The 24,001-nt window shown below is 62.1% G+C and carries 21 protein-coding genes; 11 read left to right on the forward strand and 10 right to left on the reverse strand.

All coding sequences use genetic code 11. The features are described 5' to 3' along the window. Positions 1–48: 48 nt before the first annotated feature. The 8 genes from GTK01_RS15500 to GTK01_RS15535 all read right to left on the reverse strand — a co-directional run bounded on the left by GTK01_RS15500 (position 49) and on the right by GTK01_RS15535 (position 9,305). Positions 49–1,242, reverse strand: a complete 1,194-nt coding sequence (locus GTK01_RS15500) for a phenylacetate--CoA ligase family protein (protein WP_252927592.1) — start codon at positions 1,240–1,242, stop codon at positions 49–51. A 25-nt stretch (positions 1,243–1,267) separates the two neighbouring features. Beyond that, positions 1,268–2,104: an ABC transporter ATP-binding protein gene (locus GTK01_RS15505; protein ID WP_252927594.1), complete on the reverse strand. Its 837-nt coding sequence runs from the start codon at positions 2,102–2,104 to the stop codon at positions 1,268–1,270. A 63-nt stretch (positions 2,105–2,167) separates the two neighbouring features. Next, a complete protein-coding gene (locus GTK01_RS15510) occupies positions 2,168–3,475 on the reverse strand; it encodes an ABC transporter substrate-binding protein (RefSeq protein WP_252927632.1) in 1,308 nt (435 codons plus the stop codon). A 69-nt stretch (positions 3,476–3,544) separates the two neighbouring features. Next, positions 3,545–4,621, reverse strand: a complete 1,077-nt coding sequence (locus GTK01_RS15515) for a branched-chain amino acid ABC transporter permease (protein WP_252927596.1) — start codon at positions 4,619–4,621, stop codon at positions 3,545–3,547. Between the two features lie 3 nt (positions 4,622–4,624). Further along, positions 4,625–5,584: a branched-chain amino acid ABC transporter permease gene (locus tag GTK01_RS15520; RefSeq protein ID WP_252927599.1), complete on the reverse strand. Its 960-nt coding sequence runs from the start codon at positions 5,582–5,584 to the stop codon at positions 4,625–4,627. Positions 5,585–5,604: 20 nt separating this feature from the next. Beyond that, complete coding sequence (locus GTK01_RS15525; RefSeq protein WP_252927602.1) at positions 5,605–6,432, reverse strand: ABC transporter ATP-binding protein; 828 nt, start codon at positions 6,430–6,432, stop codon at positions 5,605–5,607. Continuing rightward, a complete protein-coding gene (locus tag GTK01_RS15530) occupies positions 6,429–8,402 on the reverse strand; it encodes a long-chain fatty acid--CoA ligase (RefSeq protein ID WP_371924361.1) in 1,974 nt (657 codons plus the stop codon). Before GTK01_RS15530 ends, GTK01_RS15525 begins: the two co-directional genes overlap by 4 nt. A 228-nt stretch (positions 8,403–8,630) precedes the next feature. Then, on the reverse strand, positions 8,631–9,305 hold the full coding sequence (locus tag GTK01_RS15535; protein ID WP_252927604.1) for a Crp/Fnr family transcriptional regulator: 675 nt from the start codon (positions 9,303–9,305) through the stop codon (positions 8,631–8,633). Positions 9,306–10,134: 829 nt separating this feature from the next. On the opposite strand from GTK01_RS15535, the gene GTK01_RS15540 reads away from it, so the two are divergent. The 6 genes from GTK01_RS15540 (at position 10,135) to GTK01_RS15565 (ending at position 18,954) form a co-directional block, all read left to right on the forward strand. Then, positions 10,135–11,064 carry a hypothetical protein gene (locus tag GTK01_RS15540; protein WP_252927606.1) on the forward strand — a complete coding sequence of 310 codons (930 nt, stop codon included), beginning with the start codon at positions 10,135–10,137 and terminating at the stop codon, positions 11,062–11,064. Continuing rightward, positions 11,045–11,509 (forward strand): hypothetical protein, encoded by a 465-nt coding sequence (locus GTK01_RS15545; protein ID WP_252927607.1) that lies wholly within the window; start codon positions 11,045–11,047, stop codon positions 11,507–11,509. Before GTK01_RS15540 ends, GTK01_RS15545 begins: the two co-directional genes overlap by 20 nt. A 147-nt stretch (positions 11,510–11,656) precedes the next feature. Then, on the forward strand, positions 11,657–13,747 hold the full coding sequence (locus tag GTK01_RS15550; RefSeq protein ID WP_252927609.1) for an ATP-dependent helicase: 2,091 nt from the start codon (positions 11,657–11,659) through the stop codon (positions 13,745–13,747). A 730-nt stretch (positions 13,748–14,477) separates the two neighbouring features. Continuing rightward, positions 14,478–15,683 carry a CAP domain-containing protein gene (locus GTK01_RS15555; RefSeq protein WP_252927611.1) on the forward strand — a complete coding sequence of 402 codons (1,206 nt, stop codon included), beginning with the start codon at positions 14,478–14,480 and terminating at the stop codon, positions 15,681–15,683. 155 nt (positions 15,684–15,838) lie between these two features. Further along, positions 15,839–17,551: a type I secretion system permease/ATPase gene (locus GTK01_RS15560; protein ID WP_371924363.1), complete on the forward strand. Its 1,713-nt coding sequence runs from the start codon at positions 15,839–15,841 to the stop codon at positions 17,549–17,551. Further along, positions 17,548–18,954: an HlyD family type I secretion periplasmic adaptor subunit gene (locus GTK01_RS15565; RefSeq protein WP_252927615.1), complete on the forward strand. Its 1,407-nt coding sequence runs from the start codon at positions 17,548–17,550 to the stop codon at positions 18,952–18,954. The genes GTK01_RS15560 and GTK01_RS15565 overlap by 4 nt, the downstream gene beginning before the upstream one ends. Positions 18,955–19,971: 1,017 nt before the next feature. Here GTK01_RS15565 and GTK01_RS15570 read toward each other — a convergent pair. Together GTK01_RS15570 and GTK01_RS15575 are read right to left on the reverse strand one after the other, a co-directional pair. Continuing rightward, positions 19,972–20,322, reverse strand: coding sequence for a hypothetical protein (locus GTK01_RS15570; RefSeq protein ID WP_252927617.1), 351 nt, complete (start codon positions 20,320–20,322; stop codon positions 19,972–19,974). After that, complete coding sequence (locus GTK01_RS15575; RefSeq protein WP_252927619.1) at positions 20,316–20,783, reverse strand: hypothetical protein; 468 nt, start codon at positions 20,781–20,783, stop codon at positions 20,316–20,318. The genes GTK01_RS15570 and GTK01_RS15575 overlap by 7 nt, the downstream gene beginning before the upstream one ends. A gap of 276 nt (positions 20,784–21,059) precedes the next feature. Here GTK01_RS15575 and GTK01_RS15580 point away from each other — a divergent pair, with 276 nt between their 5' ends. The 5 genes from GTK01_RS15580 to GTK01_RS15600 all read left to right on the forward strand — a co-directional run bounded on the left by GTK01_RS15580 (position 21,060) and on the right by GTK01_RS15600 (position 23,878). Then, complete coding sequence (locus GTK01_RS15580; RefSeq protein WP_252927620.1) at positions 21,060–21,356, forward strand: DUF982 domain-containing protein; 297 nt, start codon at positions 21,060–21,062, stop codon at positions 21,354–21,356. A gap of 33 nt (positions 21,357–21,389) precedes the next feature. Then, complete coding sequence (locus GTK01_RS15585; protein WP_252927622.1) at positions 21,390–21,674, forward strand: DUF982 domain-containing protein; 285 nt, start codon at positions 21,390–21,392, stop codon at positions 21,672–21,674. A 69-nt stretch (positions 21,675–21,743) separates the two neighbouring features. Beyond that, positions 21,744–21,929 carry a DUF3606 domain-containing protein gene (locus GTK01_RS15590; protein ID WP_252927624.1) on the forward strand — a complete coding sequence of 62 codons (186 nt, stop codon included), beginning with the start codon at positions 21,744–21,746 and terminating at the stop codon, positions 21,927–21,929. Positions 21,930–22,137: 208 nt separating this feature from the next. Beyond that, a complete protein-coding gene (locus GTK01_RS15595; RefSeq protein WP_252927626.1) occupies positions 22,138–22,719 on the forward strand; it encodes a cold-shock protein in 582 nt (193 codons plus the stop codon). 319 nt (positions 22,720–23,038) lie between these two features. Continuing rightward, the gene (locus GTK01_RS15600; protein ID WP_252927628.1) at positions 23,039–23,878 is read left to right on the forward strand and encodes an LLM class oxidoreductase; all 840 of its coding nucleotides are present in this window, start codon (positions 23,039–23,041) and stop codon (positions 23,876–23,878) included. Positions 23,879–24,001: the final 123 nt, after the last annotated feature.

Consider the following 24,001-nt stretch of genomic DNA (forward strand, 5'->3'; position numbering starts at 1 on the left):
GTGGCGAACGGCCGTACTTCTCAGTCTTCCGGAACTGCGATCAAACGTTCAGATGCGCTCGTCGGCTATGACCTTTCCGTCATTGGGAAGCTGACCGATCGGCACGATCTCGACGGAGCCCTTGAGCTTGGTGAGTTCAGCGAGTTTGGCCCCGGCCCGGTCCGCCAGCGAGGCGTCCGTGTGTTCGATCTTCAGAACCATCGCGTCCTGCTCGTTCGCACGCGTAACGACCAGGCGCATGCGGTCGGCGATGCCGAGAGCCTTGCCAAGCGCAGCGATCTGCTCGGGGCGCACGAACATGCCCTTTACCTTGGTCGCCTGATCGGCCCGGCCCATCCAGCCGGCAATGCGTTGCTGGTTCCCGGCCAAGGGAAGCACGCGCGACATGTCCCCGGTCGCGAAGCGGATCAGCGGATAGTCGCGGTTGAGCCGGGTGACGACGATCTCGCCCACCTCTCCATCGGGCAGCGGATCGTCGGCTCCGGGGCGGACGATTTCGAGCACGATGCCATCGTTGACGGCCATGCCCTCGCCGCCATCCTCGTAGGCGACGATGCCGAGATCGGCCGTGCCGTAGCACTGGACGACCTCGATGCCGCGGTCGGCGAGCTCGGCCCGAAGGCTCGGCGGAAGCGCGGCGCCAGACACGACGGCGCGGCGGATCGAAGACGAAAGCTTTGCCTCGCCGGCCTTATCGAGCAGGATCTTCAGGAAATCGGGCGTGCCGATATAGACCGTTGGCTGAAACTGCGCGATCGCGACGAGCTGGTCGGCCGTATTGCCAGGACCGGCCGGGATCACGGCGCAGCCGAGTGCGTGTGCTCCGCTCTCGAACATCGCGCCAGCGGGGGTCAGATGGTAGGAAAACGTGTTGAGGACGACGTCCTGCGCGCCGACACCCGCCGCCGCCAAAGCCTTCGCAGCGCCCCACCAGTCCCTGCCATGACCTTCCGGATCGAAGATCGGGCCGGGCGAGACGAAGAGCCGTGCGAGCGAGCTAACCGGCGTCGCGGTCAATCCGCCAAAAGGCGGGGCCTTTGCCTGCAGGTCCACGAGCTCGGACTTGCGAAGCACCGGGACGGCACCAAGCGCAGCGCGCGAGGTGAGCGACGCGATGTCGACGCTTGCGAGGCGCGAAGCCCAAAAGGGCTGGTGCTCGACCACGTGCGAAATCTGCCTTCGCATCGCTGCAAGAAGATCGGCGTCGCCACCTGACGCCGCGATGTCTCGATGCTCGACCATGCGGTCTCCCTGCCGGTTCATATTCTCACGCCAGCCAACGCTTGCGGCGCTTGTAGTGCTTCACGTCGCGGAAGGACTTGCGTTCCTCGCCGCCGACGCCGAGATAGAACTCCTTGACGTCGTCGTTTTCGCGAAGGGCTTTCGCCTCGCCGTCAAGAACGATGCGGCCGGATTCCAGGATGTAGCCATATTTGGCGTAGCGCAGCGCGACATTGGTGTTTTGTTCGGCCAGCAGAAACGAGACGCCCTGCTCCTCGTTGAGCTTCTTCACGATCTCGAAAATCTCCTCGACGAGTTGCGGCGCCAGTCCCATGGAGGGCTCGTCGAGCAGGATCATCTTCGGCCGCGACATCAGCGCCCTGCCGATCGCCGTCATCTGCTGTTCGCCGCCTGAGGTGTAGCCGGCCTGGCTGGTGCGCCGTTCGCGCAGACGCGGGAAATACTGGTAGACGAGTTCAAGATCGTCGCGGATCGCTGCCGCTCCATCCTTGCGGGTGAAGGCCCCGGTCATCAGATTGTCCTCGACCGAGAGATGGCCGAAGCAATGGCGTCCTTCCATGACCTGTATGCAGCCGCTGCGCACGAGCTGGTTGGGCGACAGGGACTGGACCTGCGCACCGTCGAAAATGATCGAGCCCTTAGTGACCTCGCCGCGCTCTGCGTGGAGCAGGTTGGAAATCGCCTTCAAAGTCGTTGTCTTGCCGGCGCCGTTGGCACCCAGAATGGCGGTGATGCCGCCGCGTGGCACGGACAGCGACACGCCCTTCAGGACGAGGATGACGTGATCGTAGATCACCTCGATATTGTTGACCGAAAGGATCGGCTCGGCAGCTTCGGCAAGGGGTGCGGTCGTCGGTGTCATCGCGGTTTCCATCGTCTGGAAAGGACGCGGCGGGGACAGTTCCCCGCCGCGTATACTGGCTTGCTATTCGGCGCAGTCGTCGTTCATCTGCCAGGGCTGGTTGGCCGTGGCATAATCGGCCGCCGCCGTCTCGACCAGCGGGTCGATGACCGCGCGATCTGCCGTCAGAAGGTCGGAGACCTTCACGAACTTCGTACCGTCCCACTCGATCATCCAGGCGCTCGCATGGCCGGTGTGGTTCGAGCAGCTCATGGCGAAGGGCGCCATCATCTCCTCGGCGCCGAGCTCGGCAAGGCGGGCCTCATCGAGATTGACGTTCTCGAGACCCTTGCGAAGCTGTTCCTGGTTGATCATCGGCGTACCAGCTTGCTCCTGTGCGGCCTCCACCGCTTCGGCGAGAATTACGGACATCAAGATGCCGCGCTGGTAGGCGGTCGTGTCGAATTCGCCGGCCTGCTGGTTGAGCTGCGACTTGCCGGCGTCGACGACGTGGGTCTTCACGTCCTGCATGAGCTTGGATTCGGAATCGACGAAGTTCCACGACAGGGCCCGATAGCCCTTGGCTTCTTCGCCGACGAGATTGAGATCAGGCTCATGCGCGCCCCACCAGACGGAAACGAACTGCTCCATAGGGTAGCGCGTCTTGACAGCCTCGGTGATGGCGCCGGCGTTCATCGCGCCCCAGCCCCACATGATGACGAAGTCCGGACGCTCGCGGCGGATCTGCAGCCACTGGGCCGACTGGTTCTGCATCTCGGTCAGGCCGACGGGAATCGGCAGGAGTTCGAAACCGTGCGTTTCGGCCATGGCCTCAAGAAGCGGCAGCGGCTCCTTGCCGTAGGGATGGTCGAGATGGAGGAACGCGATCTTCTTGCCGTCGAGGCTGTCGAGATTGCCGTCCGAGATCCCCTGCATGATCATCGACGCGCCGTCCCAATAGGAAGTCGGCGGATTGAAGGCCCATTTGAACGTCTTGCCGTCCTGCATGGCCGAGAAGCCGTAGCCGGGCGCATACATCGGAATCTCGTCGACATTGGTGCGCGGGAGAACCTGAAGCGTAATGCCGGTTGACCAGGGCTGCGTGACGAGCGCGCCTTCCGACTTGAGCTTCTCATAGCACTCGACGCCCTTTTCGGTGTTGTAGCCGGTCTCGCACTCCTCGAACGCGATCCTAACGCCGCCAATGCCTCCGTCACGCTCGTTGAGCATGGTCATGTAGTCGAGCTGGCCGTTCATGTGCGGCGTGCCCGTCGCCGCGAACGGGCCGGTGCGATAGGACATGTTGGGCAGCTTCAACACTTCCTGCCCCAATGCCGGCGCGGCGATGCCGGCCGCAACGATGCCGGCCACAAGAGCCGTCGTGTGCTTCATTCTCATCAGTCGCTCCTCCACTTCAGCCCGCTTTCGGGCTTGCCTCAATCAACCCGCATCGCTCACTCCTCAATGCGGGAATGGCCAGATGATCAGCTTCTCGCGGATCATGGCCCACAATCGCGCGAGCCCATGCGGCTCGACGATCAGGAAGCCAATGATCAGCGCGCCGATGATCATGGTGTTCAGATGCTCGACCATGGCCGAGGAAATCGGCAGGCCGAACATGGCCGGTACCGTGCCGATGATGACGGGCAGCGCGACGATCAGCAGCGCGCCGAGATAATTGCCCAGGATCGAGCCCAGCCCACCGATGATGGCGATGAAGAGGACCCGGAAGGACAGCTGGATGTCGAACAGATCGGCCTCGGCTGCGCCGCGCCACAAGAAGACGAACAGCGCGCCCGCGATGCCGACGATATAGGAGGAGACGAAGAAGGCCGAGAGCTTCGCCTTCATCAGATTGATGCCGACGAGTTCGGCCGCGATGTCCATGTCACGCACGGCCTTCCAGGTGCGCCCAATGCGGCCGCGCGTGATGTTGATGGCGAAGAACGTCACGATGCAGACGACGGACAGGACGACGAAATACTGGCTCATCGCGGAGGCGCGCGCCCCGGTGACCGTGACACCGAACATCTGCGTGTTCGGCACCTGGATCGCACCGGATGCGTTGTAGTTGTACAGCCAGCCCCATTTCTGGAACAACCAGACGAGGAAGAACTGCGCGGCAAGCGTCGCGATGGCGAGGTAGAAACCCTTGATCCTCAGCGACGGCAGGCCAAAAGCGACGCCGACGGCGGCCGAGAAGAAGCCGGACAGGGCAATCGCCACGATGATGTTGAGCTCAGGAAAGATCGTCACGAGCTTGTAGCAGGCATAGGCGCCGACCCCCATGAAGGCGCCGGTGCCGAGCGAGAGCTGGCCGGCATAGCCAGTCAGGATATTCAACCCGAGCGCGGCGAGCGCATAGATGAGGACGGGGATCAGCAGAGCGCGGTACATGAAGTCGCTGGCCGTCAACGGGAAGACGACGAAGGCGACGACGAGGATCAAGGCGAGCAGGAACGCGTCCTGCTTGACGGGAAAGAGGGCGTAATCCGCTTGATAGCTGGTTTTATACTGGCCGGCGACGCGATAGAACATGGATTACACCCGCTCGATGATTTTTTCGCCGAAGAGACCCTGCGGGCGCACGAGAAGCACGAGCAGCGCCAGCATGTAGGCGAACCAGGCTTCCGTATTGCCGCCGAGAAGCGGCTGGCCCCAATAGATCTCGAAGACCTTTTCCAGAACACCGATGGCAAGGCCCCCGACGATCGCGCCGTTGACGCTTTCGAGGCCGCCGAGCATCAGGACCGGCAGCGCCTTCAGCGCGATGACCTCGAGCGCGAACGAAACGCCGGCACGTGCGCCCCAGACGATGCCCGTCGCCAGTGCGATGATTCCGGAGATGAACCAGACGATGACCCAGATCGTCGACAGGGAAATGCCGACCGAGAGCGCGGCCTGGTGATCGTCGCCGAGCGCGCGGATGGCGCGGCCCATCTTCGACTTGTTGAGGAAGACGAGGAGCGCGATGACCAGGAGCACAGCACCGACGACGGCGGTGACATCCTTCTGCTCGATCGAGACGAAGCCGCCGAAGGGCTCCATGGTCCAGCTTCCGGTCGGAATGCCGAGTTGCTGCGTTATCATCACCTTGTTCTCGCCGCCGAAAATCGTCTCCCCGAGCCCGATCAGGAAGAGCGTCACGCCGATCGTTGCCATGAAGAGGATGATGTCCGGCTGGTTGACGAGTGGGCGAAGAACGACCCGCTCGATGGCGACGGCGAGGAAGAACATGACGACCAGCGTCAACGGCACGGCGAGCAGCGCCGGCACGCCGCGCTCATGCAGGCCGACCAGCGTCAGCGCCGCGAACACGACCATGATTCCTTGCGCGAAATTGAAGATGCGCGAGGACTTGAAGATGAGCACGAAGCCGAGCGCGATCAGCGCGTAGAGGACGCCGGAAACCAGCCCCTCCCAGACGACCTGGAGGAAGAAATCGGGCGCAGCCACCATGTCCGCGAAGGGCGCCACAAAGATCGAATGCAAGCTTTCCATTCACAAGTCCTTCCGGTCGCTCAATGCGGCACGCCGAGATAGGCGTCGATGACGGCCTGGTTATTCTTGACCTCGTCGGGCGGCCCGTCGGCGATCTTCTTGCCGTAGTCGAGCACCACGACGCGGTCCGACAGGTCCATCACGACGCCCATGTCGTGCTCGATCAGCGCGATCGTCGTTCCGCGCTGCTGGTTCACGTCCAGGATGAAGCGGCTCATGTCCTCCTTCTCCTCCAGGTTCATGCCGGCCATCGGCTCATCAAGGAGCAGAAGCGATGGCTCCATCGCGAGCGCGCGGCCGAGCTCAACGCGCTTTTGCAGGCCGTAAGGCAGCTTGCCGACCGGTGTGCGGCGAATGTGCTCGATCTCGAGAAAGTCGATGATCTCCTCGACCTTCTCGCGGTGCTCGATCTCTTCGGCCAGCGCCGGGCCGTGCCAGAGCATCTGCCAGCCGATCGAGCGCTTCATCAAAACGGAGCGCCCGGCCATGATGTTGTCGAGCGTCGACATGCCCTTGAAGAGCGCGACGTTCTGGAACGTGCGGGCGATCCCCTGCCGCACCGCGTGATGCGGCTTCATGGCCCGCCGCTCCTGCCCGCGGAAGGTAATGGTGCCGATCTGGGGCGTATAGAAACCGTTGATGACGTTGAGCATCGACGTCTTGCCAGCGCCGTTCGGGCCGATGATCGCGCGGATTTCGCCCTTGCGGACGTCGAACGAGATATCCGTGATCGCCTTCACGCCACCGAAGGCGAGCGAGACGTTCTTCACCTCCATCAGCGTTTCGCCCTTGGCGATACTGTCCTCGTTCGGCGCAACGATGATGTGGTGGTCGGGATGGGCGTTCATTCGGCGGCCTCCCGCACCGGCTGGACTGGGCCGAAGACCGGCGCGTCGACGATCTTCACATTGGCGCTGATCCTGCCCTTGCGACCGTCTTCATACGTCACTTCAGTCTCCACGAAGCGCACCTGCGAGCCGTCGTAAAGCGCTTCGATCAACGGTGCGTACCGATCGGCGACGAAGGCGCGGCGCACCTTTTGCGTGCGCGTCAATTCGCCGTCGTCGGCGTCGAGTTCCTTGTGCAGGATCAAGAAGCGCCGGATCTGCGCGGCCGCCATCATCGGCTCTTCCGAAAGGCGCCGGTTGGTCTCCTCGACGTTCTCCGCGATCATCTTGTAGACGAGCGGATGGCCGGCGAGTTCCTGATAGGACGCGTAGGCGATATTGTTGCGCTCGGCCCAATTGCCGACGGCCTGGAGGTCGATGTTGATGAAGGCAGTGGCGAACTCTCGGCCATCGCCAAAGGCGACCGCTTCCTTGATGTTGGGGAAGAATTTCAACATGTTCTCGAGATATTTCGGCGCGAAAAGCGCACCGCTCGACAGTTTGCCGACATCCTTGGCCCGGTCGATGATCTTGAGCTGACCGTCGGTGTCGAAGAAACCTGCGTCGCCGGTCTTCACATAGCCGTCTGGCGTCATCGTTTCGGCGGTCTTCTCGTCCTCCAGATAGTATCCTGAGAACATGCCGGGCGAGCGGAACTGCACCTCGCCATCCTCGGAAATGCGGATGTCGACGTTGGGTGCGGGCGGGCCCACCGTGTCGGAGCGCACTTCACCGTCCTTCTGGCAGGTCACATAGAGGAAGGCTTCAGTCTGTCCGTAAAGTTGCTTCAGGTTCACGCCAAGCGCGCGAAAAAAGGAAAAAAGGTCGGAGCCGATCGCTTCGCCCGCCGTATAGGCGACGCGGATATTGGACAGTCCCAGGACGTTCTTCAGCGGGCCGTAGACGAGGATTTCGCCCATGGCGTAGGAAGCGCGCGCCAAGGCCGGAACGTCGCGGCCCTCGAGAATCGCCTCGCCATATTTGCGCGCGACCTCGATGTAGTGCCGATAGATGCGTCGCTTCAGTTTTCCGGCGTCCTCCATTCGGATCGTGATCGAGGTCAAAAGGCCCTCGAAGACGCGTGGCGGCGCGAAGTAGAACGTCGGCGCCAGTTCCCGCAGATCCTGCGCCACGGTCTGGCTGCTTTCAGGGCAGGCCATGGTGAAGCCGGATACGTAGCCTTGCGCGTAGTTGAGATAGTGATCGCCGACCCAGGCGAGCGGCAGATAGGCGAGGACACTGTCCTTTTCGGTCAGCCTGTCGAAAATCACCGTATCCTGCGCTGCCTTGACCGCGTTTTTCGCCTTCAGCATCACGCCCTTGGAGCGCCCGGTCGTGCCCGACGTGTAGAGCATGATCGAGACATCCTCGCCGGAGCCGTTGCGGATCGTCTCTTCCCAACGCGCTGCGGCCTGACGGTCCGCCATCTGCGCCCGGCGGCCCATTTCCTGAACGTCCTCGAAATCGTGCAGCGCGCGCTTGTCGTAGTCGGCGAGGCCGCGCGGCTCATCATAGATGACGGCACGAAGCGAGGTCAGGCGGTCGGCGAAGCTGTTGAGCTTGTCGACCTGCTCCTGGTCCTGAACGACTGCGAAGCGCACGTCGGCGTGTGAAAGCACATAGGCCAGCTCGTCGGCGACGGCATCTGCATAGACCGGCACAGGAACGCCACTGAGCGATTGAACGGCACACACCGCCCAATAGAGCTTCGGCCGGTTCGCGCCGATGATGGCAACCTTGTCGCCATGCCTGAGGCCCAGTGTGGCAAGTCCGGTCGCGAAGTCACGAATCTCGTCACGCTGCCGGCTCCACGTCCAGCTCTGCCAGATGCCGCGATCCTTGTGGCGCATGGCCGGACGCGTTCCGAACATCTCTGCGTTGCGCAGGAGATATTTCGGAAACGTATCGGGCAAGGTTTGAGCCTCAGCCAATGTCGTTCCTCCTCGGGCGACGTTGCGCCGTTCCTCCCGGGGTTGTTCCCCCTGTTCTTGAAGAGGAAAGTTCCACGAATCGACCGCCCGTTCAACTTGCGCCTTGACAGACAGATCGCTTGATTGTCTCTTAACTCGGCAGCAACTCTATCCAAGCCACAGATTGGCCATTCGCTTTGCTTGCCACGGCGCGCGGTCAGCCCGTCGGCCTTTCGACAATCCTCCCCCTCACGACCCGTAGTTTGCAAGCTTGTCCACGGCGAGCGGGCGGATGATTCCCGGTTCGAGAACGAGCAGACCTTCGTCGGCAAGTTCCTTCAGGCAACGATTGGCGACCTGGCGGGAAATGCCAGCCAGATGGCCCAACTCCTCCTGCGTGATCTCGATGACGCCGCGCACCTGCGGGCAAAGGACCGGATTGCATATCCACGACAGGTTGCGCGCCACGCGCGCCTTGGCGTCGAACGAGCGGTCATGCTCGGTGATCGCGATGAACTGGCCGAGGCGCTCGTTAAGCTGGCGCACCAGGAAGCGATTGAAGCCCACACTGTTTTCGCACAGCCAGACGAAGGTCGCGCGGTTCATGAGGAGGAGATGCGTGTCGCGAAGCGCCACGAGGTCGTATTTGCGCTCCTCGTTCTTGAGCATCGAGCCTTCGCCCAGCCAGCCCCCTGCCCCGATACCGGCAAAAGTGATCGCCTTGCCGCTGAGCGCCACGGCGCTCATCTTCACCAGGCCCGTGACCACACCCGTCCACGCATCCCACCGGTCGCCGCGATGGCAAATATAGCTGTCCTTGACGTAATGCCGCTCGGAAATGCCCTTGGCGGCACGCGCGATCACATCGTCTGTCAATTCCTGCGCCCAGATCGCGGATCGCACGAGGTCGATTTTGCTGGTCATCCGATACCCGAGATTGTGCCGCTAAGTGCTTCACGGCTCGGCCAGCAATGTCAAGCCGAATGGGCACCAGCTTATTGAGGTGGAACAGCCATGATCGGAGCCTTTGACCCTCAGCGCAACGCGATCTCCCATCATGTCATGGACGGGCAGTGTCCAAGACATGAACCTCGACAGAGCTGATTGTGTCGAGACCGCTGGAAACAGCGCTGAAGAGCCGGAAGCATTCAGCAACGCGCCGCCCCCTGCCGAGTGAGCCGGAAGGGCACGTCGGCCGAAGGGTTTATGCAGTGCCTGTGTACACGCGCTCCGGAAATCCGTGCAGGATTAGCTGCCGGTGAAAACGCTAAGCGGCTCGGTGCAACTCTCGGTTTCGGCAAGCGGCCGTTATCTCCCAGGAAGCCGACATACCCTGCTACCAGTGGCTGCATTTCATCGTAATCGTTCAGGGCAACACGGAGGGGCGTGGAGGGCGCTACGCAACTGGGCGCATAGCGTCATCCAATTGCGGTAGAATTACCAATTAAAGAGGGCATGCATAGCTGCGGCGTTGCGATCATCCTCGTTCGAGCCTGAACGAGGAGGCCATGTCTTGTTTATGTTGCGAATGCTTCTTGTAGCTCTTGTGCTCCCGGTACTTGCCGTCTCGGCGATGGCCGCCAAACCGCCCGATCGCGGCGACACGCCAGGTCTCGGATGGGGGCCTGGCGGATCGAAGAGGGCGATAGGAACCCCCGCGCCGGTGGCGGGTCTCGGGCTTCCCGTCGTTATTGCCGTTGGCGGGTATGTGTGGATCCGTCGCAGGCGAGCATCGAAGCTCTAGTGTGTCGTCATGGATGCTCAGGAGACATCCCTGCCCGTCGCGCGAGATGCCGGCACAGACGTCCTGTGGTCAACGTTCCAGCCCGTGAGCAATTTCGCCGAATTGCAGCGCTTGTTGCCCGGTGCGGCAAGGCAACTGACCAGGTCAGCGCTTTTTGCGGCCTTGATGTCGATCGGGTTCCTTAATGGCGTAAGCGAGAAAGTGCTCAACGCGCTTGATAGCCAAGGCCTGGCTTTGGCCATTTTCGGCACGTTCGGCATCAGTGCGATCGTCTGGATCGCCGCGTTCATGGGAATCAGGCTGTTGCTGGACACGGATGCGGGACCACCTCCAAGCCGAACCGATCTTGCAGTAGCCACTGTGGCATCGGCCGCCATTCTGGCACCCGTCCCCTCTCTGAGCTGGCTTGCCATTTCAGGGATGGCCGCGCATCTCCTGTTCACCTCCCGATCACCCGGACCGACGCGCCGGGCCGCAGCGATCCTTCTCGCGATGACCATCCCGGTCTTCTGGTCACGGCTCTTGTTCGCTGCGGGCGGCAATGAGCTCCTGATCGCCGATGCGCTGATCGTCGGCATGTTGGTTGGTACGGGCAGCGAGGGAAATACTGTCGCTCTGGCGGATGGATCTGGCTGGCTTTTCATCGCGGCTGGCTGTTCGTCCATCACCAACGTATCGATTGCCATCCTCTGTTCAGTGCTCTTCGTGACTTCCTATGCAGAAGGATGGACGCTCAGAAGCATGGTTGTCGCCGGGCTTGCCTGTGCCGCCACGGTGCTCATCAATGTGATGCGCATTGCCCTGATCGGTCGCGACCCAAGCCTATACCCGATCGTGCATGGCCAAATCGGGGACACGCTGACGGGGTGGCTTACGCTGATCGTGATCGCAATGATCTGCACGATCGGGATGCGAACACATGCGTCTGCTACCCGCTAGCCTCGCGATCGGCTTCGTTCTCGTTGCGAGCCTATCGACCAAGTTCATGGCACCTGCGGCAAGCAATGATCCTGGCCTGGACCAAAATAATCGCGCGGTCATCGCCGCTCTGGACGGGCTGGGCTTTTCAACGGAATTGGACGGAGGCTGGGTTCTCGGCACGCGCGGGGCGTGTCGGCTTCACGTCGCCGATGTCGAACCTCAGGGCTGGACCCGGTCATCCATACAGCGAGCCGCGGCGGGAAATCCGATCCACTACGCGTTTGCCGGACAGCTCTATGATGAACAGCCCATCCTGCGCACATCGTCCGCATATTACAGGCGGCGTCTGCTGGCATATTTCCACATCAAGACCTCGCCAAAGTTCGCGCGAGCCATCGTCGTGGCGAACACATGTCCCAGTGAGGTGATCGACGAAATCAAACTGTTGGCTGCAAGGATCTGATGATGGCGCAGTCTGAAGTCGTCCGATGCCTGAAACCGGACAGTGCGGAAACGGCTCACGAAGAGACGGATCGATTTTCAGCGCCCCTGAGCTCGCTGGCAAGCGCTCTCACTTGCGAACGAAACGGAAACGAGCTTCAGTCGACCGATGGTATCCCTGCTTTCCGATTCGCCGTCATTGCCTGCTGAGCACACCTATCTCGACACCCTCAATGCCGAGCAGCGACGGGCCGTCGAGCACGGCGATGGCGGTATCGCGGCAGCACTGCTGGTCATCGCCGGAGCAGGCTCCGGCAAGACCAACACCTTGGCACACCGGGTCGCTCATCTGATCGTCAAAGGCGCAGATCCGCGACGGATTTTGCTGATGACGTTCTCCCGGCGAGCAGCGACCGAGATGCGCAGCCGCGTGGAGCGGATTGCCGCCAAGGTGATGGGCGAGAAGGCGAGCGTGTTGACTGAAGGGCTCGTATGGGCCGGCACCTTCCATGCGATCGGAGCGCGTCTGTTGCGGGATTACGCGATCGAGATCGGCCTCGATCCGGCATTCACGATCCATGACCGCGAAGATTCGGCCGACCTGATGAACCTGGTTCGGCACGAGCTTGGATTCTCGAAGACGGAAAGCCGATTTCCAGCGAAGGGCACCTGCCTATCGATCTATTCGCGCGTCGTGAATGCGCAGGCCGAGCTCGAGCCGATCCTGGCGCGGCATTTCCCATGGTGCGTCGGCTGGGCGGACGAACTGAAGCAGCTCTTCGCCGCCTATGTCGAAACCAAGCAGGCGCAGAACGTCCTCGACTATGACGACCTTTTGCTCTGGTGGGCGCAGATGTGCAGTGAGCCTGCGATCGCCGAGCATCTGTCGGCGAGGTTCGACCATATTCTCGTCGACGAGTACCAAGACACCAATCGATTGCAGGCAACGATCCTTACGGCGATCAAGCCGGACGGTCGAGGCCTGACGGTCGTCGGCGACGACGCCCAGTCGATCTACTCGTTCCGCGCGGCGGAAGTGCGTAACATTCTCGACTTTCCCAGCCTCTTTGCAGAGCCAGGTCAGGTCGTCACGCTCGACCGCAACTACCGGTCCACATCCGGTGTCCTTGACGCGGCTAATGCCGTGATCGCGGCGGCGGCCGAGCGTTTCACCAAGGATCTTTGGACCGACAGGGGCGCGGGCGAGAAGCCACGCCTGGTCACCGTCAAGGACGACGCCGAGCAGGCGAACTATGTGTGCGAGACCATATTGGCCGAGCGCGAAAGCGGCACAGTTCTGAAGGAGCAGGCGGTCCTGTTCCGCGCATCGCACCATTCGGGCCCGCTCGAGGTGGAGTTGACCCGCCGCAACATCCCGTTCGTCAAGTTCGGCGGTCTGAAGTTCCTCGATTCCGCGCATGTGAAGGACGTCCTCGCGGTCTTGCGTTTTGCGGAGAATCCAAAGGATCGCGTTGCAGCCTTTCGCGTCATGCAGCTCCTGCCAGGCATTGGACCTTCCACCGCCTCGGCTGCGATGGAAGCGATGGAGCGGGCGCTCGATCCGGTTCTCGGCCTGCAATTCTTCCGCGCCCCGCAACGCGCCGAGGGCGACTGGTCCGGCTTCGTGGATCTGTTCGCCGGGTTGCGTACGCGTGCGTCATGGCCTGCCGACCTGGAACGCGTGCGCCTCTGGTACGAACCTCATCTGGAGCGCATTCACGAGGATGTGCAGGTAAGGCGCAACGATCTCCTTCAGCTTGAGCAGATTGCGGCCGGACACCCGACGCGCGAGCGGTTCCTCACCGACCTGACGCTGGATCCGCCGAGCGCGACGAGCGACGAGGCCGGCCCACCGATGCTGGACGAAGACTATCTGATCCTGTCCACCATCCATTCGGCCAAGGGGCAGGAGTGGAAGAACGTTTTCGTTCTCAACGGCGTCGATGGATGCATTCCATCGGATCTGGGCGTTGGCGAGCGGGACGAACTCGAAGAGGAGCGACGGCTGCTGTACGTCGCCATGACGCGTGCGAAGGATGCATTGCATCTGATCGCGCCGCAGCGCTTCTTTGTCCACGGTCAGGCGTCACGCGGTGACCGCCATGTCTACGCATCCCGAACGCGCTTCATACCCGATCATATCCTCGATCGGTTCCAGCAGACTTCATGGCCGCCGCCGTCGGCAAACCACGGCATGCGTGGCGCGCAACCTGCGGTGCGAGTGGATTTGAAGGCCAAGATGCGCAGCATGTGGAGCTAGTACCGGGGTGGCGGACGACCAAGCTCACCCTCATGGCCGGCGCGTCGGTCTCCGCGACGTTCGACAGCTTCTCCACCGTCGACTGCGATCAACCTATTGGCCCATTGCAAGGGCCAATCTGTCATTCCGATTTCTGTGGCGAGATTGGCGACTGCTTCAGTCGTCGCGGTACCTCAGCGTGGTTGCCGCAATGTCGCTTACGAGCGGTGGCGGAGGTGATCTCAGCGGCCGCAATGAGGCGCGAAGCGGCGGCTTGAGGAACGAATGCGTTAGCGCGGACCGAGCCTGGAAATCGGTTTCCGCTTTGCGCCCCCTCCCGACCCCTCAGGCAAACTTTGCCCTTACCTGACAGCGGAAGTTGCGGTCGAGACGTCGCAGCGATCGGCATGCTGGCAGTCTGAAGCCCCTCCGTCGATAGCCGCGCTCCTGCCGGTCATACGCTCCAATCGATGTGTCGCCATCAAGAGGCCAAACCTGGCGCATCCCACGGCGGACCTGGAGGGCGTCGCCACAACTTGGGCGCGATAACTCGGGCGACTTTCTACACACCAATAAGTTATTCCTGCATCACTACAAATACCATAGGTATACCTTTCGAATATTCTGTTCAGCTCCAAGAATTACCGGATTCCCGCCGCAGGTTGGCCATAGTCGATATCTAGGAGGTTAACGGGCGATCTAGAGGGCTTGGTGGTCATTAACCAAAAACAACAAATGGAGCATCAGGCTTATGTCGCAACACAGCGCAAATGAGCAATATTTACTAGAGCTTATCAATTCGGAGAGGGCCAAGGCAGGGGTTCAGCCGCTGGCCTTCGATACCGACCTCAGCGAATCCGCCGAAGATCACAGCCAGTGGATGCTGGCGACCGACACCTTCTCTCACACCGGGGTCGGCGGTTCGACCCCCACGGCGCGGATGAGAGACGCCGGATACAGCTTTAACGGGTCCTGGGCGAGCGGTGAGAACATCGCCTGGGCAACGACACGGAACCCGACCGGCACGGCAGACGAGGTTCTGCTCTTGCACAACAACCTCATGAACTCGCCGGGCCACCGCGCCAACATCCTCAATGGCAATTTCCGCGAAGTCGGCCTCGGGGTCGAGGTCGGCGATTATCGTGGCCGGGAAAGCGCCTTCGTCACCGAGAACTTTGCCAAGACGGGCTCCGACCTCTTCTTGACCGGCGTCGCGTTCGATGACCAGGACGGCGATGTCTTCTACGACCCGGGCGAGGGCCTTGGCGGCGTCACCATCACGGCGAGAGACTCGGCTGGAACCATTTTCACCACCACCACGTCGGCCGCCGGTGGATACGATCTGGCGCTCAAGCCCGGCACCTATACGGTGACCTTCTCCGGGCCGGGCATCGAAAACACAGCCCAGAATGTCACGATCGGAAGCCGGAACGTGAAGCTCGATCTGGTCGATCCGGAACAGGCAGGCGACGTCGTGGCCGGCCCTGTCGATCCCGCTCCGGAACCGACGCCTGCGCCGCAGCCCGAGCCGACGCCAGCGCCAGAGCCGACACCCGCACCAGAGCCCGATCCGGTGCCTACTGCTCCGCAGTTCAGCGGCAATGACGGCTTCAGCGGGCTCGCCAGGTTCTTCGGCAGGTCGGGAGGAGACTTCTCGTTCAGCCGCACCCTAGCAGTGCACGAAGAAGGCGAAGCCGCTCCGGAAACGACCCCGCAGGTGGCCTTTGACGGGGATTCGATCTCCTTCCCGCGGCTCGGCAGGACCGCTGCCATCGAGCAGTTTGTTGAAGACGTGCAGGACACGGTTCGGGGCTCGGAGGACTACGGGGCCGACGTCCAGTTCCAGACCGATTGGGCCGAAGCCGCGCATTTGCCCGACGATGTCGATGCGTTCGCTTCGAAGCTTCTGGCGCAGTTCTCGGCGCATGCCAGCGCCAATGCAGACGCCGCCGCATAGCTGGCGTCCACAGGCGGGTACCCGGCCACGGGTGCCCGCCCTTCCCACGGTTAGTGTGGTTCTCCCGAGGAGAGTTTCCTGTGTCCCTCAACGATCCTGAAGCGGCGCGCCCGCGAACGGCCCCCGGTGCGGCCAGCAACCCGGCATTGTCCGAACTGACGGCCACACTGGCGCGTTTTCGCGGCGCCTTCCTGGCGGTGGCCGGCTTCAGCGGGCTGATCAACATTCTGATGCTGTCCGGCTCCTTATTCATGCTCCAGGTTTACGACCGGGTTCTGCCGAGCCGCAGCGTGCCCACGCTCGTTGCCCTCATCATCCTCGTTGCGGTCCTCTACCTTTTCCAGGGCCTGCTCGACGCCATCCGTGGCCGTGTGCTGGCGCGCATCGGCAGCGGACTCGATGAACGGCTGGGCGAACGCACCTACCGCATCATGTCGCAGTTGCCGCTCGTCAGGGGACGTTCCGGCGAGGCGCTCCCGCAACCGACGAAAGACCTGGACCAGATCGGCAGTTTCCTCGCCAGCGGAGGTCCGGCGACACTGTTCGATCTGCCATGGATGCCGCTCTATATAGCGCTCTGCTTCAGCTTCCATCCCTGGCTCGGTCTGGCCGCCCTTGCCGGCGCCGGGATCCTGCTTGCGCTGACCCTGATGACGGAAAGAAGAGTACGGCAGCCAGCCCGACGGCTGGCGGGCATCGCGGCGACGCGAAGCAGCTTCGCGCAGGCAAGCGTCCGCAATGCGGAGGTGCTGGCTGCCATGGGCATGCGGTCCAACATGGCCATGCGGTGGGCCGAGACAAGCGAGCAGCATCGACGCGAGCAGATTCGGACAAGCGACGTCACCGGCACCACCGGTGCCATCTCCCGCGGCTTCAGAATGATGCTGCAATCGATCGTGCTGGCCATCGGCGCCTTGCTGGTCATCTACCAGGAGGCAACCCCCGGGGTGATCATCGCAAGTTCGATCCTGACAGCGCGTGCGCTTGCACCAGTCGAACTGGCGATCGCGCATTGGAAGAATTTTCTTTCCGCCCGCCAGAGCTGGAAACGGCTGAACGAACTCTTCAGTCAGTTTCCCGCCGAAGATTGTTCCATGCAGTTGCCGCCGCCGGCGGCCGAACTCTCGGTCGAGGGTATCAGTGTCGTGCCGCCCGGCAATCGCCGCGTCGTCGCCCAGGAGATTTCCTTTTCCCTGCGCGCCGGATCGACACTCGGAATCGTCGGGCCCAGCGCTTCGGGCAAGTCTTCCCTGGCGCGTGCGCTCGTCGGCGTCTGGCCCACGGTTCGCGGCAAGATCCGCCTTGACGGAGCAGCCCTTGAACAATGGCCGGCAGATACGCTCGGACGCCATATCGGCTACCTGCCGCAAGATGTCGAACTCTTCGCCGGCACGGTCGCGCAGAACATTGCCCGGTTTGATCAGGCACCCGCCCCCGCCGCTATCGTCGCGGCGGCCAGGACGGCCGGCATGCATGAAGCGATCCTTCGGCTGCCGCAGGGCTACCAGACCCAGATCGGCGAAGGCGGTGCGGCCTTGTCGGCGGGACAGCGTCAGCGCATCGGCCTGGCGCGGGCGCTCTACGGCGACCCCTTCCTGATCGTCCTGGACGAGCCGAACTCGAACCTCGACACCGAGGGCGACCATGCCCTCACCCAGGCGATACTCGCCGTGAAGCGTCGCGGCGGCGTGGTGGTCGTGATCGCTCACCGGCCAAGCGCGCTTGCGGCGGTCGATTTCCTGATGCTGATGGACGGGGGCCAGCAGCAGGGCTTCGGCACGCGCCAGGAGATCCTGCGAGGGGCGATGCAGTCGGTGCCGCCCAGAACGATCCAGCCAGCCCCGGCAGAGGAAAAGGTGACAGGATGAACAGGCTGCATCAACGGTTCCCCCTCCACGTTCCGCGCAAGAGCGAGGCTCTGCGCAAGGCCGACCTTGCCGGCAGTGCCCGCGCGCTGGCGCCCGAAACCGTCGAGGGGCGGACCCACGCCGACGCCTCGCTGCGCAGGCATCTCTTCGTGGGCGCCGCTGCCGTGGCGTTGCTGGTCGGCGGTCTCGGCACTTGGGCAGCGACAACCGAGCTGTCCGGCGCGGTTATCGTCAGCGGGAATGTCGTCGTCGAATCCAACGTGAAGGACGTCCAGCACCCGACTGGCGGTGTGGTCGGCGTGCTCAACGTGCGCAATGGCGCCTATGTCGAGGCCGGTTCCGTATTGGTCAAGCTGGACGACACGCTCACCCGCTCCAACCTCGCCGTTGTGACCAAGAGCCTGGATGAACTTGCGGCGCGCGAGGCGCGACTGGCGGCCGAAGGGGAGGGTTTGGGTGAGATTACCTTCGATGCGGACCTGGCGAGCCGTTCCGATACCGATCATGTGCAACGCTCGATGGAGGGCGAGCGGAAGCTCTTCGCACTGCGCAAGGCTGCGGGCGAAGGCGAGGTGCAGCAGCTTCGCAAGCGCGTCGAGCAACTGCATGACGAAATCACCGGGCTCAAGGCACAAGAGGCAGGCAAGGTGAGCGAGCTCGCGCTAACCCGGGAGGAACTCGGGAGCGTCAGGAAGCTCTGGCAGCAGAAGCTCATACAGCGTTCACGGCTGCTGGACCTGGAGCGCAGCGTTGCGAGCCTCGAAGGCGAGCGCGGCCAGCTTGTTGCCGCCATCGCGCAGGCCGAAGGCAGGATCAGCGAAACCGAACTCGCCATCATCCAGATCGAAAAGGCATGGCGCAGCGATGTCGCCGACGAGTTGCGAGAGACGGAGACGAGGATCGCCAGGCTTGAAGAACAGAAGATCGCGGCTGAGGAGCTGTTGCGGCAGACCGACATCAGGGCGCCCCAGAGCGGCCGCGTCCACCAGCTTTCAGTGCACAGCGAAGGAGGCGTGATCAGGGCCGGCGAAGCAATCATGAAGATCGTGCCGAGCGCCGACGAGTTGACGATCGAGGCACGCGTGGCGCCGCAGGACATCGATCAGGTTCGGCTGGACCAGCCCGTTTTCGTGCGCATGCCGGCATTCAGCCAGCAGAGCACGCCTGAACTGGAAAGCAAGGTGTCGGCCATATCTCCCGATCTGACGGTCGATGAGCGGACCGGCGAAGCGTACTACAGCATCCGCATCCGCCTGCTCGACGGCGAACTCGAGCGCCTCGGCAGCGAGGAGCTCAAGCCGGGAATGCCGGTCGAGGCGTTTTTGCGCACGTCCGACCGCACGGTGGTGTCCTATCTGATGAAGCCGCTCAGCGACCAGATCAACCGCGCCTTCCGCGAGTAGCGCGTGAGCGCCGCACCCCTGCTACAGCCCGTCGGTGCGGAATGCTGGGCGGCCCGTGAGTTCACGCGCCGCGCCTGATCAGTAGCCGGTCGATGCCGAGCCAGCGTCAAACTGCATCTGCGAACGGATATTGACTGGAGGCTTCGCCCAGGAATCGACCCTGCGGGCATGGAGACTTGCAGTCTCGCACGTCCCCTCCCCCACAAGGCCCAATGAAACTCCACCTGCCAAAAGGATGGTTACATCAAGGCTGGTGCACACTCGGGTGGCGCAACCTTGAGTCGCGTCGGCATGGTGCACGAGCCGCAGCGCCAGCCCCCAGTGCCAAACGCTGCGGCTGACGGCCCATTTGGATCGCCTCCAGTCCATTTTGGGGCCGGATGGCGGTCGGTGGCTCCCTGTCACCGGCCGCTTTCGTTTTGGGCCAGCACAATCATTGAGAGCATTTCTGGTTGTGCATCGACCTCTGTCTGCTATCCAGATTCCGGGGGCTCCGATCGTTGCAGGCAGAAGGCAAGCTAGAATATGCAGATTGATTGTCCACGCTGCCCCAGCAAGGCGACGATTGTCCGTCGGGGCGATGGCACGCTCGAAGCTTCCCACGATGTCAGCTATTGCCTGTCGCAAACGGGCTGGACGGGAGGTGCTGAGACCTGTCGTATTCTGGACTTGGCAGTATCCGAGGCGCGCCGACGGCTCAGGTAGTTTGCGGGATAAGGCTCTCATGCTGTCAGCCTCAGTGGCTTATGCTGGCAACGATGTCACCCCGTCCAGATGCAAAGCTCACCTTCTCGCGCTCGGCCAACATCGAGCGCGACAGCGCTTAGGTCGACCTCGCCATTGTTCAACTGGAGAGCGAGCCGCGTTGGACGCTGGAGGTGATTGACGGAGAAGGTGATTCGACTGTCTGCGAAGGTCCTCGACACCGAACGGCATGCACTTGCCGAGGTGCTCGCGTCGATCAGCGGTGCGGTATCAGGGTCAAAGTCGACAGTACTTCCTGAAGACTATTTGGTGTCAGAAATCGTTCACCAAGGCAGTCCACCACTGTGCATATGGCGTGTTCTTGACGAGCTTGCGGCCGTAATCCGGTGCCCCGTCGTCCCACCACACCTCCCCGCGCTCTCCCAGCGCGATTTTCGCTTCATCGACCAGCTTCCGGGCGGCCTGGACGGCACCTTGATCCCCTTCGCGCAGAGCCTTCCCGACGGTCCGGCGCGCAGCCATCAGATCCTTTGTGAACTGCTCTCGTTCGACGGGTGTAAGCGTCGGATTGGACTTGCGCCAAAGCCGGTCATTGACGACGATGTAACGGCCATCGGGCGTCTCGACGGGCGCATCGTCGTGGCCGCCGACCACGGTCAGCATGATCCTGACGGCCGCAACCGGCGAACCATATGCGTCACAATGGGATCGTAGCGCTCCTTCTGACTGAGCGCATAGTCGACCAGGAAGTAGGCCATGCGGTCACCGCAGTATCGAATTGCGCGAAGATATCTTATCTGGTCGGCCTGGATGCCCGAGTAGCTCGCCCAGTCGGCCGTGATCCGCTCGTAAGTGATGTCCCATCCTTCGTCTTCATCTCTCCGCATTCGCTGGCGCACCGCTTCTCGAAAGCCGCTGGCGCCGACGTCGCCGGCCCAAACGGCGAGAATGTCGCCCTGCGGGTTGTGATAGAGCCTGGAATTTCCGGCCTCGGGCCGAAGCGAAAGCTCATAGGCGGCGGGTATCGGAATCTCGTAGCCGAACGCATCGTCCCGAAGCAGGTTGAACTCCTGCGCCGTCGCTGGACTGACGAACAGCATCGATACGGCAGCGTATCGTTTCATCGCACAACTCCAGGTTTGCCGATACTCAAAGCGTCCAAACCGTTTTGTGTTCCTTTCCGCCTATTGCCTGCAGCGACCGAGCAGCGGACGCATCGAGTAGGTGAAGCGCGATCCGTGAGAACAATGCGCCACCTCTCCGTTGTCGACCGAGCCACCTCGCCGCGCTGCGACAGATGGCAACCTCTTGAACAGGAAAATCTCAGCACTCAAATATTCAGGCGCCGCCCGGTGATGGCGGCGCAGTAGCCAAAAAACGCTCAACAAGAGAGGATGGAAATGGAGAGCAAAGCCTTCGCGAAACCGATCTATCTGAAAGATGGAACGCTCGTGCGGGAAATCACAAACGTCGAGGACGCCATCGACTTCCTCATGGAATGGCCGGAAAGCAAGCGCGACGTGCTGCATGAGGCAACGGTGCGTACGTGCATCATGGCTCATGACGGTCTCAAGCCGGTCAAGATCGCTCGCGATGCGTTGCGGGCCTTTGCCGTGAAAAAGGGTATCCTGGAGAGGCAGGCGGCGGTCAAACCCTGGATGATCAAGCCCGGCTCCGGTGGGCGCGCTCACGCCTGACCCCTCGCAATCCAAGCTGCACAGGAGGATGACATGCTTGCGAAGCCTTTTGAGAAACCCGTCCGCGTCTGGACCGGACTTGGTTTCCCTCGACAGCTCAACAATGTCGCAGACGCCTACCAGATGCTTTTGAACTGGTGTGGCAACAGCCCCGAGCAGAAGGCCGCCCTTCGTGCTTGCAAGGCTGCGCTCGCCGGCGACGTCGATGCAGAGACCGCCCGCGGCATCTTTCTCGCATTCGCGCGAAGGAAGGACATTCTTGTCGAAGACGCAATGATGCCGCCGCCAGTGAGCCATGGCCGGGACACTCACATCTGATCTGGCGGCGTTGGGAACATTTTCGCGCCCTGCTGGATTCCGAAAGCATTCCAACAGGAGACTTCAGCGATGGCAGACGATCCCAACAAGCAGGATGGCCGTGACCGCAGCAAGGTTGCCGGCGATCAGGACTATGAGGTCCAGTATTTCGCCAAAGCGAACGGTGTGACGCCTCAACAGGCGCGCGAACTGATCGAGACCTACGGCAACGACCGCGAGACGCTCGAGCGCGAGGCGAAGAAGATGCGGGCTTGAACGGCGCATGCCGCTTACCCACATATCGATCAGGTTCTCGCCTCCGCAGCTGACCACGGATGTACTGGCAGCAGGTGTTGAGGCGATCGGAAGGTCGGGCGTTCAGCCCGGCCTTTTTTTATTCATCGATGGCTATTGCTCTCCCAAACGAGGCTTTTGGCGTATAAATGGTGCGTACCCGCGCCTTTGATTTGCAATGAGACATTAGATGGCCAAACACCGCGACCGCCGCGCATCGCATCGTTCAGAATGGAGCGACGAAGCACCAAGCGATTTCCAAGAGCCGTCGTTCTTTCGCCAGCGGCCCACCGCCAGTGCGCATAGCGGCGTGAACGTGGTCGTCCTGTGGTTCAATGCCGACAAAGGCTTCGGCTTTGTGCAAACACCTGATGGCGGCAAAGCATTTCTTCACGCTCGCCAGCTCGAGACTGCCGGCCATTCAACTGTGACTGAGGGCACGACGATGAAGGTCGTGGTCGAGTCCGGCGACAAGGGGCCGCAGGTCGCAACGGTCCTGGAAGTCGATTCTCCGCCGACGGCAAAGGTCGCGCAGCGCCCCGTTCCGCCGGTCAATGCCGCAGTCGATGAAGCCGATGGAACGGTCAAGTTCTACAATTCTGACAAGGGCTTTGGCTTCATCGGCTTGGCCAATGGTGGCAAGGACATCTTCGTTCATGCCTCGACGCTATCTCGTTCGGGTATCTCCACCCTCGAACAGGGACAGGCAGTTCGGGTGACGTATGCGCAGGGGGCCAAGGGCCTGGAAGCGCGCTCCGTTCGACTGAAGTAAGGCTCGTCACGCCAAACCATCCGGCGCGCCCATCGGATATCTCGTTCACACAGCACAGATTGATCGTCTGCCGGTCGGCCGCGAAGAGACGGTGCAACGTCGACACGCAAATGGCCGCGCGTGCCGCAGGATCAGGTCAGACGGATCGACGCAGCTAGAGGGCGGGCACTGTGGATGGGTGCCGCCCCCGATAAACACATCATGGTGAATCGCCCAATTGAAGCAAGGCCCGGGCTGTCTGGCATGGCTTCCTTTCTCGCGCCTTGAAAATTGACCATTGTCATGGCGCCGAGGCGGTGCTCGCCCAGAATGAAGCATTATGCTGAAGGCCAACAAAGCTACGTCCGTCAGCGATTCCGCCGGCTTCCGGCGCATGTTCGCGCCTGACCGGATATCGCTCGGACTGTTCTTCCCGATCGAGGCCTTCGAGCGGGACGAGCCCAGCATGCGCGACCAGTCACGTCTTGCCCGCCGCGCGGAGGAACTCGGCTTTGCCGGCCTTTGGACGCGGGACGTGCCTCTGCGCGACCCCAATTTCGGAGATCTTGGGCAAGTCTACGATCCGTGGGTGTGGCTGGGCTGGATCGCGGCGCATACCTCGACGATCGCGCTCGCGACGGGCTCTATCATCCTCCCCTTGCGCCACCCGTTCCATACCGCAAAAGCCTCAGCATCCGTCGATCAGCTGACAGGCGGGCGCTTCGTCCTCGGCGTCGCCTCCGGGGATCGCCCCGTTGAATTTCCAGCATTCGGTGTCGACTGGCACCAGCGCGACGTCCTCTTTCGCGAGAACTTGGCAGTGATCCGCAGGGTGCTCACGGACGAGTTTGCAAGCGTCCAGTCGAGCTATGGCATCATGATGGGGACGGCAGACCTCGTGCCCAAACCGGTCTCTCGCCTGCCGATTCTGATCACCGGTTCGAGCCGCCAGAGCTTTGAGTGGATAGCCGCGCATGCAGACGGCTGGATCACCTATCCACGCGACCTCGCGCGGCAGGCGGAGTTGATCGCGAAATGGCGCGCAGCGGTGGAGGTCGCGTCACCTGGCGTGTTCAAGCCCTTCGTGCAGTCGCTCTATGTCGATCTGGCCGACAAGCCGGCCGAGCCGCCTCGGCTAATTCATCTCGGGTTCCGGGCCGGCCGCAACTTCATGCTCTGATCCAGCCCCACTGAACGGGTCCACCTTGAGTTATGGTTTTGACCATGAAGGAGGACCACGATGAGCAACAAACGACACAAGCCGGAAGAGATCGTCACGAAGCTTCGGCAGGTTGAAGTCCTG

Origin of the sequence: Aliihoeflea sp. 40Bstr573 (assembly GCF_024105655.1) — a bacterium.
Taxonomy (GTDB): Bacteria; Pseudomonadota; Alphaproteobacteria; order Rhizobiales; family Rhizobiaceae; genus Aliihoeflea.

Coding starts and splice junctions, on each gene's coding strand:
- GTK01_RS15540 (WP_252927606.1), top strand. CDS start 10,135: ATGGATGCTCAGGAGACATCCCTGCCCGTCGCGCGAGATGCCGGCACA.
- GTK01_RS15555 (WP_252927611.1), top strand. CDS start 14,478: ATGTCGCAACACAGCGCAAATGAGCAATATTTACTAGAGCTTATCAAT.
- GTK01_RS15525 (WP_252927602.1), bottom strand. CDS start 6,432: ATGAACGCCCATCCCGACCACCACATCATCGTTGCGCCGAACGAGGAC.
- GTK01_RS15510 (WP_252927632.1), bottom strand. CDS start 3,475: ATGAAGCACACGACGGCTCTTGTGGCCGGCATCGTTGCGGCCGGCATC.
- GTK01_RS15580 (WP_252927620.1), top strand. CDS start 21,060: ATGGAGAGCAAAGCCTTCGCGAAACCGATCTATCTGAAAGATGGAACG.
- GTK01_RS15595 (WP_252927626.1), top strand. CDS start 22,138: ATGGCCAAACACCGCGACCGCCGCGCATCGCATCGTTCAGAATGGAGC.
- GTK01_RS15505 (WP_252927594.1), bottom strand. CDS start 2,104: ATGACACCGACGACCGCACCCCTTGCCGAAGCTGCCGAGCCGATCCTT.
- GTK01_RS15575 (WP_252927619.1), bottom strand. CDS start 20,783: ATGAAACGATACGCTGCCGTATCGATGCTGTTCGTCAGTCCAGCGACG.
- GTK01_RS15600 (WP_252927628.1), top strand. CDS start 23,039: ATGCTGAAGGCCAACAAAGCTACGTCCGTCAGCGATTCCGCCGGCTTC.
- GTK01_RS15515 (WP_252927596.1), bottom strand. CDS start 4,621: ATGTTCTATCGCGTCGCCGGCCAGTATAAAACCAGCTATCAAGCGGAT.
- GTK01_RS15520 (WP_252927599.1), bottom strand. CDS start 5,584: ATGGAAAGCTTGCATTCGATCTTTGTGGCGCCCTTCGCGGACATGGTG.
- GTK01_RS15565 (WP_252927615.1), top strand. CDS start 17,548: ATGAACAGGCTGCATCAACGGTTCCCCCTCCACGTTCCGCGCAAGAGC.
- GTK01_RS15590 (WP_252927624.1), top strand. CDS start 21,744: ATGGCAGACGATCCCAACAAGCAGGATGGCCGTGACCGCAGCAAGGTT.
- GTK01_RS15550 (WP_252927609.1), top strand. CDS start 11,657: ATGGTATCCCTGCTTTCCGATTCGCCGTCATTGCCTGCTGAGCACACC.
- GTK01_RS15585 (WP_252927622.1), top strand. CDS start 21,390: ATGCTTGCGAAGCCTTTTGAGAAACCCGTCCGCGTCTGGACCGGACTT.
- GTK01_RS15500 (WP_252927592.1), bottom strand. CDS start 1,242: ATGGTCGAGCATCGAGACATCGCGGCGTCAGGTGGCGACGCCGATCTT.
- GTK01_RS15570 (WP_252927617.1), bottom strand. CDS start 20,322: ATGCTGACCGTGGTCGGCGGCCACGACGATGCGCCCGTCGAGACGCCC.
- GTK01_RS15535 (WP_252927604.1), bottom strand. CDS start 9,305: ATGACCAGCAAAATCGACCTCGTGCGATCCGCGATCTGGGCGCAGGAA.
- GTK01_RS15545 (WP_252927607.1), top strand. CDS start 11,045: ATGCGTCTGCTACCCGCTAGCCTCGCGATCGGCTTCGTTCTCGTTGCG.